Below are 16,914 nucleotides of genomic sequence, written 5' to 3'. Positions count from 1 at the left end.
GGTTCGCATCAGAAGCGCCAGATCACGTCGACAAACGCGCGGTGCATGTACGAGTCGACGCCTTTGCCATACGCATCGCCGGGCTTGAACACACCGCCACGCAACCGCACCAGGGCCGAAGGCTCATCGATCGACTGGCTCAAGGAGGCGGGCAGCAGGCCTTGCTTGAAGTACTTGGTGACGACCACGTCCATTTCCTGACCTAGGTCTTTGTTGCCATCTTCCAGCGGCAGGGACGTGCTGGAAAGAATCGCGCCGGTCACATCGTCGGTGTCGTTCTGGACGGCGTTGATGCCGTTGCTGCCGACCGGCTTGTTGCCGTCGACGCGCCAGAATTTGTGGTAGATCACACTGGCGTCGTATTCGTCGTTGAGCATCCACGAGCCGAACAAGGTAGCGCTCTGCATGTTGTTCGTTTCGCCACGGAAAGCCTCGCCGAAACGGTGAACCCGCGAGCGAGTACCGGTGTAGTTCGAGCGGTTGCTTTGCAGGCCGTTCTGTTCGTAATCGGCGCTGGCGCGGGCATAGGCTGCACCGACTTGCCATTGCGGATCGAGGCGCAGACGCACGCCCAGGTCAGTGGCCCAGCCATCAACATTGCCACTGGTTTTGGCTTGTGCCGGAGCGGTGCCCTCGGCGGTCAGCGGGTTGACCGTGTCGCGGTCGCCACTCATGCCGGTGACGCTGCCCCAGTAATTGACGGTGTTGGTGTTGCGCCAGTTGTAGGCATCGCTGTCGGCGGTGAGGCCGATCCAGCTGATGTCGCCGTTCTCTTTCTTGTCCAGAGAATCGGCGGCAACGCCCGGCGTCGGGTAATCGAGCTTGCCGTCATCGTGAGTGTGGTGACCACGAATGCCGACCCAGTTGCCCGGGTTCCACTGGTACGCCGCATCGGCGTAAGCGTGCAGGCGATCCTTGTCCTTGGGCGCGAGTTCTGTGAGATCGGTGCGGTACTCGCTGAAGCGCTCGGCAACACCGGCGTTGGCGCGCAACAGGGTTGTGTCGAAGGTCCAGTTCAGCGCTTCGATGTTGGTGTCGCGCCATTGGCCATCGTCATTACGCAGGCGCTGGCGACCGAGCTTGAGAATCTCGCCGGGGTAGGGCGTAAGGCCGCTGTAGCCGACCCAGAATTCACGCATCGCCAGGTAGTTTTTCTTGCTCTTGCGATCACCGTTGTCGGTGGCCTGGGTGCCGTCGCTGTCGGACTGTTGCAGGGTGTCCGTCTCGATGATGTCGGTGGACGTCACGGCCTGCCCCATGGCGTAGCCGCTCCACGCGCCGCTCTCGCCATAAATCCATGGGCGCAAGTCGAGGCCGACGCCGTTGACGTCGCCGCCGCTCGCCGTACCGAGGTCGGTGTCGTCTTCGGACTGGGCGGTGACTTTCACGTCAAGGCCGTAGTTCTTGCTTTCAGTCAGGGCCGCAAGGGTCGGGCACGACCACAAGAGGGCGAAAGACAGGCCAATACCGGCCTTAACAAATGGATTCAACTTCATAGGGATTCCTCGCCGTCTTCTTCCAGGGCATGCAGTTCCAGCGTGTTCTGGCTCAAGGCACCACGAACGGCCTGTTCTTGTTTCAACAGGCGTTGGGCCTCGGCGAGCTGGGCAGGCGGCAGTTGGGCTTCGAGTGTTTGCGCAAGTTCAGTGGCTTGCGGGGTGTTCTGCGCCTTGGCCAATTGGCTGAAGACGTAAGCGTTGCGCGGGTCGGGCCGGGTGCCCTTGCCTTGGGAGAACAGTTGGGCAATGGCGAAGTCGGCGCTGCTCTGACCGTTACGCGCAGCCTTGAGCAGGTGGTCCAGCGCTTTCTGCGAATAGACCTTGCCCAGGTAACCGCGACGGTAGATCTGGCCGAGGTAGTAATCGGCGGCCACTTCTCTGCCGGCGGCTTTCTTGAAGTGTTCTTCGGCGACCTTCGCGTCGGCCGGCACCATTTTGCCTTCGTAGTAGAGCTTGCCCAGCAACAGTTCGGCGCGCGGCTGGTCGGCGGCGCGGCCGTTGTCCAGGTACTTCATCATCATGTCTACGTCACCCAGTTCCGGGAAGTCGTAGAGCAGTTGCGCCAGGCTGACCCAGGAAGCGGGGTAGCCGGGTGCGATGCCTTCGAGCAACGACTGGGCGGTTTTCTCGTCGGTCGTGCCCAGGGATGCATCGCCCAGTACGCGGGCCACGCTGTCCACCCGTTGGGCGGAAACCGCGCCGCGAGCCTGAGCGGCTTGCATTTGCTTGATCAGCTCGGCCTGTTTCTCTGGCTGGGCTTTTTTCTGATAGACCGTGGCCAGTTCGACGTAGCAGATGTCGGTGGTGTTCAACGCGGCTTTGCAGATCGTTTCCACTTCGTCCAGATGCTGGTCGTAAGTGCCCTGGGTGCGATAGAGCAGCACTTGGGCCAGGCCCGCTTCCGGCTTGCCTTCGGCGCGCCATTGGCTGATCTGCTGTTGCGCGTTGACGTTCGGGAAACTGTGCGGGTATTGCAGGTACAGCATGGCCAGCGGGATCAGGGTGTTGCCTTCGCCTGCGGCAGTGGCTTTCTTCAACAGGCCTTCGGCTTCGTGCTGTTCGGCTTCGGTGGAGCCGGGTTTGGCCACCAGCAGACGACCCAGGCGAGCCTGAGCCCGCGGCGAAACGCTGGCCGCGGCGCGATAAGTCGCCTCAGCTTTCTTGATCTGCGCCGGGTCACGGCTGTCGACCTGGATATCGGCCAGGCCAACCTGTGCTTCGCTGTAGCCCAGGTCTGCCAGTTGCTGATAATTCTGCGCCGCCAGCGTGGTATCACCGCGCTTGAGGGCTTCGTTGGCCAGACGCTGGTCGGGCAGGCCGGCGCATCCGGCCAAGGCAATTGCCATGGCCAGAGTCAGCGGGACTGGCAGGATTCTGAGTGGGCTAGTCACGGGCATGTCCTCTTGTTTTTAACGACCGGCGGCCATGGCTTTATCGATCAGCCAGTTCAGGTTCGGACCACGGGTGCTGTTCACTTCAACCGGACGACCGGCGAATTTGCTGTCCAGCGGCTCGTCAGGCTTGATCAGCACGCGGATGTCGGACGACAGGTCGGCGCTTTTCAGGCTGGTGCTGCTGACGATCGTGCCGCTGCGGGTTTTGTCTTCGCCGGCGATCTGGAAGCTGACGGTGCTGCCTGGAAGCACATCGCCGAACTGGCGATAGGAGAAGCGCGCTTCAACGTTGGCTTCACTGTTACGCGGCACCAGTTGGAAGATCACGTCGCCCTTGTTGGCGTACTGGCCGTTGGCGACCATTTGCTGCGCCACGGTGCAATCGCAGGGCGACGTCAGGGTGCCGGTCATTTGTTTGCCGAACAGCTCTTCAACCTTGGCCGGTTGCAGTTGGTTATCGTCCAGATGGCCCTTGAGTACGTCGAGCATGCTGGTGCTGAACGTCGCCAACGGGGCGCCCTTGGCCGCAACGCCGTCGGTTTTCACCAGGCTCTGCACAGTGCCGTCGCGCGGCATGGTGATGTTCATGCCCGCCACGCTGACCAGACCGGCCTGGGCGTGGCTGACGAAGTACATGCCGTACACCGACTTGAAAATGAAGCCGAATGCCGTCAGACCGACGAGGAAAATCGCGAAGCTGAAGGTCACTGCACGCAGACGACCGAACGCGGTCATGCCGTGGCCGCCATCCTTGACCTTGCGCGCCTTGGTGAAGTTGTCGCGCTGCAGGGTTGCCAGCACTTCACCCATGCTGACGATGTCGCCGGCCAGGTGCGAGGTGATCAGGTGGCGCAGGGTGGAAATGTCCTGAGGTTCGAGGTTCTGGAACTCGCAACCGGTACGGCCGGTTTCGCGCTCGTGGGAGCGGACCAGTAGCTCGACGTCCATGGCCAGGCCGAGGTTATCGATGACGAACTGCAGGCGGGCCTTGTACTTGTCGCCGATCTTCAGTGGCAGCTGACCGGCGTTGAAGGCCAGGCCGCCAGCGGAGAGGTCGAGGACCCGAGCTTCCACCGGGGTCCGGTCAGGACCGTAGAAACGCAGCTTGGCCGGGATTTTTACCCGGGCGTGCTGGCGCTGGGCTTCTGATTCATGCACTACGTTGGCGTTGACGGCGGTATTCATATGGACGATTTCCTAGTTAATTCAGGCGAGTTCGGTCAGACCATCATCAGCAGCACAGCAACAAAGATGCTGCCGGCGGAGAAGGTCATGGTCCGAGACGACCAAGTGTTGAACCAACCTTGAAAGCTGGCGAGATCACGGGTCAGGGAAGTGGGCTGGCGAGTCCAGGACTGTTGGTCGAGGCGGAAGAACACGTAGATCTTCACCAGCGCGCCGACGATCTGGTTGTAATAGAGAATCGCCGGGTAGGCCGGGCCGATCGTGTGACCGGACAAAGACAGAAGCACGGTCAGGATCAGACGAGTAATGCCGATCCACAGCAGGTAAACCAGGATGAACGCGGCGCCGTACTTGATGGTGGCGATGATCGCGACGGTCAGGCCCAGCAGCGACGTCCACATCGACACACGCTGGTCGAACAGCACCACTGAGGTGAACAGACCGAGACGTTTCATCCCCAGGCCCAAGGCGCGGGAGTTCTGCCGCAGGTTGTTGCCGTACCAGCGGAACATCAGTTTGCGACTGGCCTTGATGAAGCTTTTTTCCGGCGGGTGTTCCACGGTGTGAATGGCGGCGTCCGGCACGTAGAACGTGTCGTAGCCCAGCCGCATCAAGCTGAACCAGCTCGACTTGTCATCACCGGTGAGGAACTTGAAGCGACCCAGGCGCCAGTGTTGCAGCGAGTCGCTTTCCACGTCGGCGATGAAGTCCGGGTTGGTCACCACAGTGGCGCGGAATACCGACATCCGCCCGGTCATGGTCAGCACGCGCTTGGACAGGGCCATCGAGCACATGTTGATGTGGCGCTGGGCGAATCGCAGTTTGTGCCACTCGCTCATGATGTAGCCGCCGCGCACTTCGCAGAACTCGTTGGTGGTCAGGCCGCCGACATTGCCGAACAGCTGGAACCACGGCACGGTCTTGAGCACGACGCCTTCGGCGAGCACGGTGTCGCCATCGATCACTGCAACCACTGCGCGGTCGTCCGGCAGGTGGCGGGAGATGGCGCGGAAACCGTAGGCCAGGCCATCGCGCTTGCCGGTGCCGGGAATGCGCACGAAGTCGAGCTTGACGCGAGCCGGTGGGTTCATCCGGGCCCAAAGGCTTTTCACCAGCTTCTCATCGGACATTTCCACGATGGAGCAGACCATGGTGGTCGGCAGGCCGCAGTCGATCGCTTCGCGAATCACCGAGGCGTAAACCTGGGCGGTGGTCAGCGCGTCGATACGAAAACTGGTGACCATCAGAAACACATGGGACGGGTCTGCCGCTTTACCCAGCTTGCGCACTTTGCGCCGCAGGTGCGGGTAGACGACGTACAGAAACAGCATGCCGCGCAGAAAGTGCGTAGCACCCATCGAGTAGCGCCAGATACCGACGATACCGATCAGGAGGATGAAGTCCTTCGACTCGGAGTCGAACGTGGACGCAGGCAACGCCATGGCGATGCCCATCAAAATACTTAAGTAAAACAGCCAACCGGCGACCTGAAGTAGGCCGTGCTTTAGCCTGTGCATAATCTGCATCCGTCTCTATCTCGGGCGAGCCTGTGGGGTGGCCCGATGGGGTTAAGGCAGGCTTACGAAAACTGGCGACATCCGGTCTGGATGACGCCAGAAATCCTGTAGGAGCTGGCGAAGCCTGCGATCTTTTGATCTTTCGCTTGAAACTCAAGTGGACCTGGAAAGATCGCAGCCTCGTTTCACTCGACAGCTCCTACGACCGCATTACCAGCAGATGCCTTCAGTCCGGCCACTCACGCTGGTGGCTTGGGACATGAAACCGACCAGGTCGATCACTTGCTTGCCGTGTGGAGCGTTCTGCGCCAGGGCGCGGAATTTCTCGTCACGGTTGCCAAGGATGATCACGTCGGAGTTGTTGATCACGTCGTCGAAATCGGCGTTGAGCAAGGACGAGACGTGAGGGATCTTCGACTCGATGTAATCCTTGTTCGCACCGTGGACACGGGCGTATTCGACGTTGGTGTCGTAGATGCTCAGGTCGTAGCCCTTGCCGATCAGCATTTCCGCCAGATCAACCAGCGGGCTTTCGCGCAGGTCGTCAGTACCGGCCTTGAAGCTCAGACCCAGCAGGGCGATTTTGCGTTTGCCGTGGCTGGAGACGATGTCGAAGGCGTTCTGCACCTGGGACTCGTTACTGCGCATCAGCGAGTTCAGCAGTGGTGCTTCCACGTCCAGGGAACCGGCGCGGTAGGTCAGGGCGCGAACGTCCTTCGGCAGGCAGGAACCGCCGAACGCGAAACCAGGGCGCATGTAGTACTGGGACAGGTTCAGCGTCTTGTCCTGGCAGACCACTTCCATCACTTCGCGGCCATCGACGCCGACGGCCTTGGCGATGTTGCCGATCTCGTTGGCGAAGGTCACCTTGGTGGCGTGCCACACGTTGCAGGTGTACTTGATCATCTCGGCCACGGCGATGTCCTTGCGGATGATCGGAGCGTCGAGTTCTTCGTACAGCGATTGCAGAACGTCGCCCGACGCCTTGTCGAACTCGCCGATGACGGTCATTGGCGGCAGGTCGTAATCGGCGATCGCGGTGCTTTCACGCAGGAACTCAGGGTTCACTGCAACACCGAAGTCGACACCGGCTTTCTTGCCGGAGCAGTCTTCGAGGATCGGGATCACCACGTTTGCCACAGTGCCTGGCAGTACGGTGCTGCGAACCACGATGGTGTGACGGGTGGTCTTGTCACGCAGGACAAAACCGATCTCGCGGCACACAGCTTCGATGTAGTTCAACTCCAGGTCGCCGTTCTTCTTGCTCGGCGTGCCGACGCAAATCATCGACAGGTCGGTGTCGCGAATCGCCTCGGCGAAGTTGGTCGTGCCGCGCAATTTGCCCGTCTCGATACCCTTCTGCAGAAGCTCGCCCAGACCCGGTTCAACGATCGGCGATTTACCGGCGTTGATCATATCGATTTTGTCTTTGGCAACATCGACGCCAACGACGTCATGGCCCCGTGCAGACAGGCAACCGGCACATACTGCGCCGACGTAACCCAAACCAAATATGCTGATGCGCATCGCAATTACCTCTGTGTTTATCAAGCCATTACATGGCCGGAGTTAATGGTGTTCAGCGGTCGTAGTGCACTCGGAAGTGCGCCTTAAAGGCGTCACAATGCCGCGTGCAGGCATATAAGTTCCGAGTGTCTAAATAAGTTCACTCAAAAGGTGCGCAACTAGGCTTTTATTGTTATGGCGTGCCCTGTTATGCAGCAGATCTTCTAATCAGAAGACATTCGTGCAAAGGTCTTGCGCGCTCAATGCCAGGCGGAAGCCCGTAAATCAAGCGGTTGGGTGCTCAGGTGAGCACGTTTATAGGGGCTCAGCCTTCCTTGCAGGGGATATTTTTGATGATTATCTCCTGTCCTTCATGTGTTGCCCAAATCAGGGGCACGTTCGCAAAAGTTAATGTGACAACTTTGCTACGTGAATCTCTTCTCTGCGTAAGTTATCTCGTACAGGCGCCGAGAGAATGGTTACCGGTGGTATGAGCTACGCATTTGGACATAGTTCCAGTCCGCCCATCGCGAATGCTGAAATTTTTTGAAATATTGGAAAAGATGGCACTGCTCTCATATTGATAGCAACGGCTGTTTGACCCTTGATACATAGGGTTATTATCGGGTTAGATAGTTATGTGCCACTACCGATAAAAAAATTAAGTGCCACTACTGAAAAAAATTATCAATGTCGAGTGAAACTAAAGTTAGAAAAGCGAATGATTGTTTTCTGACGCCAGTAAGGTGGCGAATTGAGCGGGGAATTGTTGGGCGATCGGACGTCGGCGCACGACCCGTTAATGGGGCGCGCACCGATTGGGTGCTTACTCCGGCGCGTGATCGCGCAGGAACACCAGATTGTCCGGTTTAGACTGCTCGGCGCTGTAGCGATAGCCTTGTACATCGAACTGCTTGAGGGCTGCCGGGTCATTGATGCGTTCTTCTATAACGAAGCGACTCATCATGCCGCGGGCCTTTTTTGCGTAGAAGCTGATGATTTTGTACTGGCCGTTCTTCAGGTCCTTGAATTCGGTATTGATGATGCGCGCGTTCAGGGCGTTGCGTTTGACCGCCGAGAAGTACTCGTTGGAGGCCAGGTTCAGCAGCACGTCATCGCCTTGATCGGCCAGGGCTTCGTTGAGCCATTCGCTGATCCGTGTGCCCCAGAAGGCATACAAGTCCTTGCCACGGGCATTCGCCAGTTTGGTGCCCATCTCCAGTCGATACGGCTGCATCAGGTCCAGCGGGCGCAGCAAGCCGTAGAGGCCGGACAACATGCGCAAGTGCTGCTGGGCGTAATCGAAATCGGCCTCGCTGAAAGTTTGAGCATTCAACCCGGTGTAGACGTCGCCCTTGAAGGCGAGCAGTGCCTGCTTGGCATTTTCCGGAGTGAACGCGGGCGTCCAACTGCCGAAACGCGCGGCGTTGAGCCCGCCGATCTTGTCGGAGACGTGCATCAACTCGCTAATCTGCGCAGGGGCCAGCTCGCGCAATTGCAGGATCAGCTCCTGGGAATGGTCGAGGTATTGTGGCTGGGTGAAGCGCTGGGTCGCCGGCGGTGTTTCGTAATCGAGGGTCTTGGCGGGGGAAATCACCATCAGCATGAAGTCGTCTCCTTTAATCGTGGGGGCGATTCTAGGGGGTTGTCCGTGTTGACTCCAGCTATGAGCGTCATAGGTGATCGGTGGTGTCATGGAACAAGATCGCAGCCTCGCTTCGCTCGACAGCTCCTACGGTGTGCGTACATCTGTAGGAGCTGTCGAGCGAAGCGAGGCTGCGATCTTTTGATCTTCCCGCGATATAGTGCCGCGCGGGTTTTGTTATGGAGACATCCCATTGCGTATCGTTTTTCTATTCTCGGCCTGGCTGTTGAGCTTCGGTGCCATGGCGGCGCCAGGCGATGTGGCGACGCTGGATCGCAGCACCTGGCCTGAACAGCTCAACAGCCCGACCCTGTTTGATGTGGCGTCACGGGCCGAGATACTCATGTTCGCTCACGTCCTGTTGGCCAGCGAATCCCTGGATGAAGTGAGCCTTGCCCAGCGCCTGGGGTTGCGCACGGTCAATCTGGAATCGATCAACTACCTGCGCCAGCGCATGTGGCAGCGACTGCTGACCAACTACAACTACGCCCAGCAGAGCTGCGATCAGGATGCCTCCTTCTGTTTCCTGGTCGAGGACATGGACACCCTGCGCCAGCAAGCCGCCAAGTTTCAGGTCAGCGATGAGAGCTACTACATAAAGTGGGCCGAGCCGAGCCGACTGTTCCACGCCCAGTACCTGGACGAGCAATTGCGCAAGGCAGCGCTGTTTCCGCAAACCAGCAGCGAAGTCGATCGTTTTGGCGACTATGAGCGCAACGGCGATCAGATGCATGACCGGCTGTTTTTGCTGACCTTCGACAGTGCCGCCAATACCGCGCCGGATAACACCGCCTGGGCCACGGAATACCTGCGCAAGTCGAACATGAGTGGCACGTTCTTCGTCCTCGGCAAGGACATCCAGGCCCGTCTGGCCGATCGTTCGGTAGCCAGCCTGCAAGCGACGTACTCGAAGCAGTGCATTGGCGCGCAAGGCTGGGAATTTCGCTCCCACAGCCACTGGCAGGACTGGCAGGACTCGGTGCGACGCAGCGTCGAACTGGTCAAAAGCAAACTGCCCGAGAACTACGTGCCATTGTTTCGGCCGCCCGATGGTCAGCGTCGGTCTGACGCTGAAGGATTCTTCAAATCCCAGGGCTTGCAGGTGGCGCTGTGGGATATCGATGCCCAGGATGGTGCCGGCAAGCTAAAAGCCAATCAGAGCGCGCAACGGGTGTTGAGCCTGATGTTGTTGTGGCGCCACGGGGTGATCAACTTCAACGTGAAGCAGGATGCGCTGAAAACGGCGATGCCCTGGCTCATCACGCAAACGGCGCAAAGCGGAATCGGCTGGGAAGACTGTCAGGACGCGTTTCGCTGAAAACGACGAAAGTCCGTAAACATTGGGCGGTGGGCGATTTTTGGCGAGAATTCGGTGCAGGCGGACTTCCGACTTTAACGGGGTGATGGCAATCCGCCTAGTGCTATTGGTCACTCTGAAAAATAAACTTCAAAAAAACGTCAAAGTACTTTTTTCTGTCACAGGTTTTGGAGTATTACGAAGACAGACCGCCGAAACCTGCAGACAGGTGGCGTCTTCCAAGACCCCAATTTGTGTGCAGTTCACTTGAATCCTCGCAGGTGAATTCGGTGGCCACTTCGAGGCGCAGCACTGTCACGGTATTGCGTCGACTGGCTCCCACAAAGGTGACCGAGTATGGATGATCACGGACGTAGTTCTTCCTCCAACCAGCCAATCCTTTATGTACTCGATACCAACGTATTGATTCACGATCCAAACGCCCTGCTTAACTTCGAAGAACACCACGTCGCCATCCCGATGACCGTGCTTGAGGAGCTCGACAAGCTCAAGAGCGGGCATCACAGTGTGGCTGCAGAATGCCGTCAGGCGATTCGCCTGATCGACAAGACCTTGGGCGATGCCAGCCCCGAAGATGTCGAACTCGGTGTGCCGATCCAGCGCGGCAAGAGTGGGCCCAAGGGTTTGCTGTCAATTTTGATGAGCAAACGTGCCGAACCGAACATCATTCTGCCCGAGCACCTGAACGACAACATCATCATCAACCAGTTGATCGACCTGCACGCGCGCGAACCAAAACTGCCCGTGGTGCTGGTCACCAAAGACATCAACATGCGCCTCAAGGCCCGGGCTTGCGGGATTGCGGCCGAGGACTACAGCACCGACCAACTGGTTGACGACGTGTCGCTGCTGCCCAACGGTTATCACAACATGACCGGCTCCTTCTGGGACCGTGTGAGGAATGTCGACACCCGTCAGGATCATGGCCGCACCTGGCACCAGGTGCAGTTGATCGACAACCTGCCGGCGGTGCACATCAACGAGTTCATCATCGACGAACAGGGTTTTGTCGGCTGGATCAAGGAGATCGAGGAAGACAAGCTGCTGATTCTCGACCTGCATCAGGAACCCCTGTTGCACCAGGAAGCCTGGGGCTTGAAACCGCGTGACATCTATCAAAGCCTGGCGCTGTACGCCTTGCTCGACCCGGATATCCACCTGGTCAACCTGACCGGGGCAGCAGGTTCCGGTAAAACCATCCTCGCACTGGCGGCGGCGATCGAGCAGACCATGGTCAGCAAACGCTATCGCCGGATCATCGCGACCCGTAGCGTGCAGGGTCTGGACCAGGAGATCGGTTTCCTGCCCGGCACTGAAGCGGAAAAAATGGAGCCTTGGCTGGGCGCCATCACCGACAACCTCGAAGCCTTGCACATGGATGACGAAAACACCCATGGCAGTGTCGATTACATCCTCAGCAAAGTGCCGTTGCAGTTCAAATCCCTCAACTACATTCGAGGTCGCAGCTTCCAGCAGAGTCTGATCCTGATCGATGAATGCCAGAACCTCACGCCGCACCAGATGAAAACCATCATCACCCGTGCCGGCGCCGGTTCAAAAGTGGTGTGCCTGGGTAACCTGGCGCAGATCGACACCCCTTACCTGTCCGCGACCAGTTCCGGGCTGACGTACCTGACAGAACGCTTCAAGGATTTCCCCAACGGTGTGCACATCACCCTGCAAGGGGTGCCACGTTCGATTCTGGCCGAATACGCCGAATCGCATTTGTAACCCTCATCAAAACCGGGCGGCCTCACAGGTCGCCCGGTTTTTTTATGCCCAACACATAACCCTGTGGTGACCCGATAATCAAACGTGCGGAATTTTGACCCGCAGGTTTACAATCGGTGCTCCTGATCAGGAGTATCCCTGTGCTGACTCATCTCGATTCCCAAGGTCGCGCCAATATGGTCGACGTCACTGAAAAAGCCGTGACGTTCCGTGAAGCAACGGCCCAAGCCCTCGTACGCATGCTGCCCGAAACCCTGCAGATGATCGTCAGCGGCGGTCACCCCAAGGGTGATGTGTTCGCGGTGGCGCGTATCGCCGGCATTCAGGCCGCGAAGAAAACCAGCGATCTGATCCCTCTGTGCCATCCGCTGCTGCTCACCGGCGTCAAGGTCGAGCTCAGTGCCGAAGGCGACGACACCGTGCGCATCGTGGCGCGCTGCAAGTTGTCCGGACAAACCGGCGTGGAGATGGAAGCCCTGACCGCCGCCAGCGTCGCGGCGCTGACTATCTACGACATGTGCAAAGCCGTGGATCGCGGCATGACTATCGAAAGCGTGCGGCTGCTGGAGAAGCTCGGCGGCAAGAGCGGCCATTTCCAGGCGGATCAACCATGAACGTCACCGTGAAGTTTTTTGCCCGTTACCGTGAGGCGCTCGGCGTGGACTCGGTGAAGGTTGAAGGTGATTTCGCCACGGTCGACGATGTGCGTGCGCTGCTGGCCCGCCGCGACGGTGCCGATGTGCTGAGTGAACAGAACCTGATGTGCGCCCGCAACGAAGACCTGTGCCAGCTCGATGAGCCGGTGAGCGATGGCGATGAAGTGGCATTTTTCCCGACCGTGACCGGAGGCTGAGCCATGGCGATTCGCGTGCAATCCACGGCGTTCGATCCGGGTGCTGAAGTCAACGCCATGCATGCAGCCAATGTGGGCGTCGGTGCGGTGGTGAGTTTTGTCGGCTATGTTCGCGACTTCAATGACGGACTCGACGTCGCCGGGATGTTCCTTGAGCACTACCCGGGCATGACCGAAAAAGCCCTCGCCAAGATCGCCACAGAGGCCGAGCAGCGCTGGCCGCTGCTCAAGCTTGAAGTGCTGCATCGCATCGGCGCCCTGGAACCAGGTGAACCGATCGTCTTCGTCGGCGCCGCCAGCGCCCACCGCCAGGCCGCGTTCGATGCCTGTGCCTTTGTCATGGACTACCTGAAAACCCGCGCACCGTTCTGGAAGAAAGAAAACACCCCTGACGGGTCGCGTTGGGTTGAAGGGCGTGACAGCGATCATGCGGCGGCGGATCGCTGGAAGCAGTAGTTCCTGCGGTGTCTGCAAGTACGCCTTCGCGGGCAAGCCACGCTCCCACAGGTTTTTGTGTCGGGAACACATTACGTGAACAACACAAAAACCTGTGGGAGCGTGGCTTGCCCGGGAAGAGGTCATCAGCAACACCAAAAATCCCAAAGACCCACCGCCCGACCACCGGCCCGCACATCCTCGATCGCCCTGATTGACGACCTATACATAAAAGTCCAGTATGGAATTACAAGTACAAAAAAGCACTTCCCCCGTTTCTGCTCTTTCTTCTGTCTTGCCAAACCAACAACAACCCGCGAGAGAACGAACATGAAGAAATTCCCCCTCATCACCGGTCTGGCCCTGAGCCTGTTGGCGTGCAGCAGCCTGTTCGCCGCCGATAAAACCCTGCGCATCGGCATCGAAGCGGCTTATCCACCGTTCGCGTCCAAAACCGATAAAGGTGAGATTGTCGGGTTCGACTACGACATCGGCAATGCCCTGTGCGCGCAGATGAAGGTCAAGTGCGTTTGGGTCGAAGGTGAGTTCGACGGTCTGATTCCTTCCCTTAAAGTGAAGAAAATCGACATGGCGCTGTCGTCCATGACCATCAACGAAGACCGTAAGAAGTCCGTGGATTTCACTCACAAGTATTACTTCACCTCATCACGTCTGGTGATGAAGGACGGCGCGGTCGTGGATGACCAGTACGCCAGCCTCAAGGGCAAGACTGTCGGCGTGCAGCGCGCAACCACCACCGACCGTTACGCCACCGAGGTTTTTGAGCCGAAGGGTATCAACGTCAAGCGTTACGGCAACAACGAAGAGATCTACATGGATCTGGCAGCCGGTCGCCTCGATGCCATTTTTGCCGACACCATTCCACTGAATGACTTCCTGACGATGCCCCGTGGCAAAGGCTATGCCTTTGTCGGGCCGGAGCTCAAGGATCCGAAATACGTGGGCGAGGGCGCCGGGGTTGCGGTGCGCAAGGGCAACACTGAGTTGGTCTCCGAGCTGAACACAGCCATCGACGGCATTCGCGCCAGTGGCGAGTACCAGAAGATTTCAGAGAAGTACTTCAAGTCTGATATCTACGGCGATTGATCAAATGCTGGAGGGGGCTTTCTTTTGAAAGCCCCCGCGCGGTTCCGATTTTTGAAAAATGCTTCAAAGTTAATCCCTTCTTAACCGGCTCGTCGTCTATTCCCCGATACCCCGCTGTGCGCGCCGGACTCTCAAAGGTCAGGGCCAGCGTGTAGACTTCTGGGCAATCGATATTTAGAAGGGAAACGCAATGAGCGATGAAACGATGCGGTTGGGCCGTGAACGGCGCTATCTGGTGTTGCTGGGTATCATCTGCCTGGCGCTGATCGGTGGCGCGCTGTATATGCAAATTGTTCTGGGCGAGGCGCCATGCCCGCTATGCATCCTGCAACGTTATGCGTTGCTGCTGATCGCGCTCTTCGCGTTCATCGGCGCGGTCATGCGCACCCGCCGCAGCATCACGGTATTTGAAACCCTGGTGGTGATCTGCGCCATTGCAGGCGTCGGGGTGGCCGGGCATCACGTCTATACCCAGTTCTATCCGGCGGTCAGCTGCGGCATCGACGTGCTGCAACCGATTGTCGACGGTTTGCCACTGGCGAAGATCTTCCCGCTGGGCTTCCAGGTCGACGGCTTCTGCTCCACGCCGTACCCGCCGATCCTCGGTCTGTCGCTTGCACAATGGGCGCTGCTAGCTTTTGTGCTGATCGTGGTGCTGGTGCCGCTGCTCACGTCGCGTAATCGCAAAGCCCTGCGCTGAAGTCATCCGCCGCATCGCTGCCACACGAAAAAACGCCCCGGCCCTCGTTGAGGGGGCCGGGGCGTTTTGCATTTCAGGGCGCAGGTAAAATGACCTTGATGCGCGACAAGTATGGGGGCGGCACGTGTGCGACATGTTGTCACAGCAGGAGTGTCGCAAGGCATTTCAAGGCGCCGAATTGGTACATGGCTACGCAACAAAACTGGCCTGTTTTAGCGTCCGGCAACTTCAGTCTCAAAAATCCGGAACATGCAGTTTTAACAGGCCCTGGCGAATTGCCGAAGCCCTTGTCACATGGGGGCTTTGGCAGGGTCGAAGGAGGGTGCAGAGCCTTCGATACTGTCTGAACTGCCTGAGGTAGACCTACAATTTTTGGTGTTTTTGTTGAGAATGAATTTCGATACCATGGCGCACTTTTGCAAATACCGTTAATGATTGTTGCTGGAATGGATAAAAATTATTTCGGGATGAGACATGGTTTATAGAACGTTACATATCTACAATCGCCCGCACTGAATTCCCGGCACTGCTCACCCTTACTCAGGTGCATGAGCAGCAATAGGGCGTCGAGAGGCCCGTTGGCTTCATGCGACTCCCAGGTGTCGGTGCCTTCCAATTATCCGCACCAAATGGAATTGGTCTGTAACAAGGCCTTTGCCCACGAATTCGAATAAGAACTCAACGCTAGCCCAGGATTTGTCGAACAGCGTCTGACGCGCGACGGGCAGCCACTTATTCAATCCAAGAAAAATGCCAACCCTTGGCAGGGTGAAGTGTTGGCGATCAAAACCCAACTGCATTGCGCAAGCTGCTTTAGAGGTCGTGAGATGAGTAAAAACAGGTACCCCAGACTACTAGGCTTATTGCCGCTGATCGGCACGTTGTTGCTGTCAGGCTGCAACATGACCTTGCTCGATCCCAAGGGCCAGGTCGGCCTGGACGAGCGAAACCTGATCATCACCGCAACGCTGCTGATGCTGTTGGTCGTGGTTCCGGTCATCGTCATGACCTTCCTGTTCGCCTGGAAATACCGCGCGTCCAACACCGACGCCGTCTACACGCCAAAATGGTCGCACTCCACCAAGATTGAAATCGCGGTGTGGGCTGTTCCAGTGCTGATCATCATTGCTCTGGGTTATGTCACCTACAAGTCGACCCACGCGTTGGATCCTTACAAGCCGCTGGAGTCCGACGTCAAGCCGATCACCATTGAAGTGGTCGCGCTGGACTGGAAGTGGATGTTCATCTACCCGGAACAAGGCATCGCCACCGTCAACAAGATCGTGTTCCCGGCGCACACGCCGATCAACTTCAAGGTGACTTCGGACTCCGTGATGAACTCGTTCTTCATCCCGGCGCTGGGCGGCCAGATCTACGCGATGGCCGGCATGCAGACCAAACTGCACCTGATCGCCAACCAGAACGCTGAAATGGACGGTATCTCCGCCAACTACAGCGGCGCTGGTTTCACCGGTATGAAGTTCAAAGCTATCGCCACCTCTCAGGAAGATTTCGACGCCTGGGTCAGCGAAGTCAAAAAGGCACCTAAACAGCTTGAAAAAGCTGAATACGAAGCCCTTTCCAAGCCAAGCCAGAACAACCCAGTCGAGCTCTACTCCTCGGTCACGCCGAACCTGTTCCAGATCATCGTCGACAAGTACGAAGGCATGAAACCGGGCAAGCCGATGCACCACGAGAAGAAAGAGCACGAAATGGCCGCCATGGAAGGGATGGACATGAGTTCGCATTCAGCTGCCGGGGCAGAGGAGTAAACGATGTTTGGTAAATTAAGTTGGGAAGCGGTCCCGTTCCACGAACCGATCGTGATGATAACCATCGCCATGATCGCGCTCGGTGGTCTGGCGCTGTTCGCTGCAATCACCTATTTCAAGAAGTGGACCTACCTGTGGTCCGAGTGGCTGACCTCGGTCGACCACAAGAAAATCGGCGTGATGTACATCATCGTTGCCATGGTCATGCTGCTGCGCGGTTTTGCCGACGCCATCATGATGCGTACCCAGTTG

14 protein-coding genes and 1 pseudogene are annotated in these 16,914 nt (G+C 58.0%); 9 read left to right on the top strand and 6 right to left on the bottom strand.

Annotated features, from left to right (window positions below; translation table 11 throughout):
- Window positions 1-8: 8 nt before the first annotated feature.
- The 6 genes from ACIQU2_RS08525 to yaaA all read right to left on the bottom strand — a co-directional run bounded on the left by ACIQU2_RS08525 (window position 9) and on the right by yaaA (window position 8,707).
- A complete protein-coding gene (locus ACIQU2_RS08525) occupies window positions 9-1,496 on the bottom strand; it encodes an alginate export family protein (RefSeq protein WP_347803129.1) in 1,488 nt (495 codons plus the stop codon).
- Window positions 1,493-2,896, bottom strand: a complete 1,404-nt coding sequence (gene algK / locus ACIQU2_RS08520) for an alginate biosynthesis TPR repeat lipoprotein AlgK (protein ID WP_403139972.1) — start codon at window positions 2,894-2,896, stop codon at window positions 1,493-1,495. Before algK ends, ACIQU2_RS08525 begins: the two co-directional genes overlap by 4 nt.
- A gap of 12 nt (window positions 2,897-2,908) precedes the next feature.
- Entirely contained in the window at window positions 2,909-4,078 is a 1,170-nt protein-coding gene (locus ACIQU2_RS08515) for an alginate biosynthesis protein Alg44 (protein ID WP_347803127.1), read from the bottom strand.
- 35 nt (window positions 4,079-4,113) lie between these two features.
- Window positions 4,114-5,595 (bottom strand): mannuronan synthase, encoded by a 1,482-nt coding sequence (gene alg8 / locus ACIQU2_RS08510; RefSeq protein ID WP_403139969.1) that lies wholly within the window; start codon window positions 5,593-5,595, stop codon window positions 4,114-4,116.
- 210 nt (window positions 5,596-5,805) lie between these two features.
- Window positions 5,806-7,122, bottom strand: a complete 1,317-nt coding sequence (locus ACIQU2_RS08505; protein WP_347803126.1) for a nucleotide sugar dehydrogenase — start codon at window positions 7,120-7,122, stop codon at window positions 5,806-5,808.
- Window positions 7,123-7,927: 805 nt separating this feature from the next.
- On the bottom strand, window positions 7,928-8,707 hold the full coding sequence (yaaA, locus tag ACIQU2_RS08500) for a peroxide stress protein YaaA (protein WP_347803125.1): 780 nt from the start codon (window positions 8,705-8,707) through the stop codon (window positions 7,928-7,930).
- Between the two features lie 232 nt (window positions 8,708-8,939).
- Here yaaA and ACIQU2_RS08495 point away from each other — a divergent pair, with 232 nt between their 5' ends.
- The 9 genes and pseudogenes from ACIQU2_RS08495 to ACIQU2_RS08455 form a co-directional block, all read left to right on the top strand.
- Window positions 8,940-10,064, top strand: a complete 1,125-nt coding sequence (locus tag ACIQU2_RS08495; RefSeq protein WP_347803124.1) for a polysaccharide deacetylase family protein — start codon at window positions 8,940-8,942, stop codon at window positions 10,062-10,064.
- Between the two features lie 336 nt (window positions 10,065-10,400).
- Complete coding sequence (locus tag ACIQU2_RS08490) at window positions 10,401-11,795, top strand: PhoH family protein (protein ID WP_129438280.1); 1,395 nt, start codon at window positions 10,401-10,403, stop codon at window positions 11,793-11,795.
- A gap of 140 nt (window positions 11,796-11,935) precedes the next feature.
- Complete coding sequence (moaC, locus tag ACIQU2_RS08485; protein ID WP_033061025.1) at window positions 11,936-12,409, top strand: cyclic pyranopterin monophosphate synthase MoaC; 474 nt, start codon at window positions 11,936-11,938, stop codon at window positions 12,407-12,409.
- Complete coding sequence (gene moaD / locus ACIQU2_RS08480) at window positions 12,406-12,648, top strand: molybdopterin converting factor subunit 1 (RefSeq protein WP_347803123.1); 243 nt, start codon at window positions 12,406-12,408, stop codon at window positions 12,646-12,648. Before moaC ends, moaD begins: the two co-directional genes overlap by 4 nt.
- 3 nt (window positions 12,649-12,651) lie before the next feature.
- Window positions 12,652-13,104 (top strand): molybdopterin synthase catalytic subunit MoaE, encoded by a 453-nt coding sequence (moaE, locus tag ACIQU2_RS08475; protein WP_046045949.1) that lies wholly within the window; start codon window positions 12,652-12,654, stop codon window positions 13,102-13,104.
- A 309-nt stretch (window positions 13,105-13,413) separates the two neighbouring features.
- A complete protein-coding gene (locus ACIQU2_RS08470; protein ID WP_347803122.1) occupies window positions 13,414-14,190 on the top strand; it encodes an ABC transporter substrate-binding protein in 777 nt (258 codons plus the stop codon).
- Window positions 14,191-14,380: 190 nt separating this feature from the next.
- Window positions 14,381-14,890 (top strand): disulfide bond formation protein B, encoded by a 510-nt coding sequence (locus ACIQU2_RS08465; RefSeq protein ID WP_347803121.1) that lies wholly within the window; start codon window positions 14,381-14,383, stop codon window positions 14,888-14,890.
- Window positions 14,891-15,717: 827 nt separating this feature from the next.
- Window positions 15,718-16,662 (top strand): ubiquinol oxidase subunit II, encoded by a 945-nt coding sequence (cyoA, locus tag ACIQU2_RS08460; protein WP_283183047.1) that lies wholly within the window; start codon window positions 15,718-15,720, stop codon window positions 16,660-16,662.
- A 3-nt stretch (window positions 16,663-16,665) separates the two neighbouring features.
- Window positions 16,666-16,914, top strand: a pseudogene (locus ACIQU2_RS08455) (cytochrome o ubiquinol oxidase subunit I); the annotation flags it as partial.

Origin of the sequence: Pseudomonas sp. NPDC098740, assembly GCF_044760065.1 — a bacterium.
GTDB lineage: Bacteria > Pseudomonadota > Gammaproteobacteria > Pseudomonadales > Pseudomonadaceae > Aquipseudomonas > Aquipseudomonas rossensis.
Note: the sequence above shows the minus strand (reverse complement) of the source record. Positions and strands in the feature narration are given on the sequence as shown.

What these genes read in the sequence shown, in the direction of transcription:
- algK (WP_403139972.1), bottom strand. Translation starts at nt 2,896, where the DNA reads ATGCCCGTGACTAGCCCACTCAGAATCCTGCCAGTCCCGCTGACTCTG.
- ACIQU2_RS08465 (WP_347803121.1), top strand. Translation starts at nt 14,381, where the DNA reads ATGAGCGATGAAACGATGCGGTTGGGCCGTGAACGGCGCTATCTGGTG.
- moaD (WP_347803123.1), top strand. Translation starts at nt 12,406, where the DNA reads ATGAACGTCACCGTGAAGTTTTTTGCCCGTTACCGTGAGGCGCTCGGC.
- ACIQU2_RS08470 (WP_347803122.1), top strand. Translation starts at nt 13,414, where the DNA reads ATGAAGAAATTCCCCCTCATCACCGGTCTGGCCCTGAGCCTGTTGGCG.
- ACIQU2_RS08490 (WP_129438280.1), top strand. Translation starts at nt 10,401, where the DNA reads ATGGATGATCACGGACGTAGTTCTTCCTCCAACCAGCCAATCCTTTAT.
- yaaA (WP_347803125.1), bottom strand. Translation starts at nt 8,707, where the DNA reads ATGCTGATGGTGATTTCCCCCGCCAAGACCCTCGATTACGAAACACCG.
- ACIQU2_RS08515 (WP_347803127.1), bottom strand. Translation starts at nt 4,078, where the DNA reads ATGAATACCGCCGTCAACGCCAACGTAGTGCATGAATCAGAAGCCCAG.
- alg8 (WP_403139969.1), bottom strand. Translation starts at nt 5,595, where the DNA reads ATGCACAGGCTAAAGCACGGCCTACTTCAGGTCGCCGGTTGGCTGTTT.
- ACIQU2_RS08505 (WP_347803126.1), bottom strand. Translation starts at nt 7,122, where the DNA reads ATGCGCATCAGCATATTTGGTTTGGGTTACGTCGGCGCAGTATGTGCC.
- moaE (WP_046045949.1), top strand. Translation starts at nt 12,652, where the DNA reads ATGGCGATTCGCGTGCAATCCACGGCGTTCGATCCGGGTGCTGAAGTC.
- ACIQU2_RS08525 (WP_347803129.1), bottom strand. Translation starts at nt 1,496, where the DNA reads ATGAAGTTGAATCCATTTGTTAAGGCCGGTATTGGCCTGTCTTTCGCC.
- cyoA (WP_283183047.1), top strand. Translation starts at nt 15,718, where the DNA reads ATGAGTAAAAACAGGTACCCCAGACTACTAGGCTTATTGCCGCTGATC.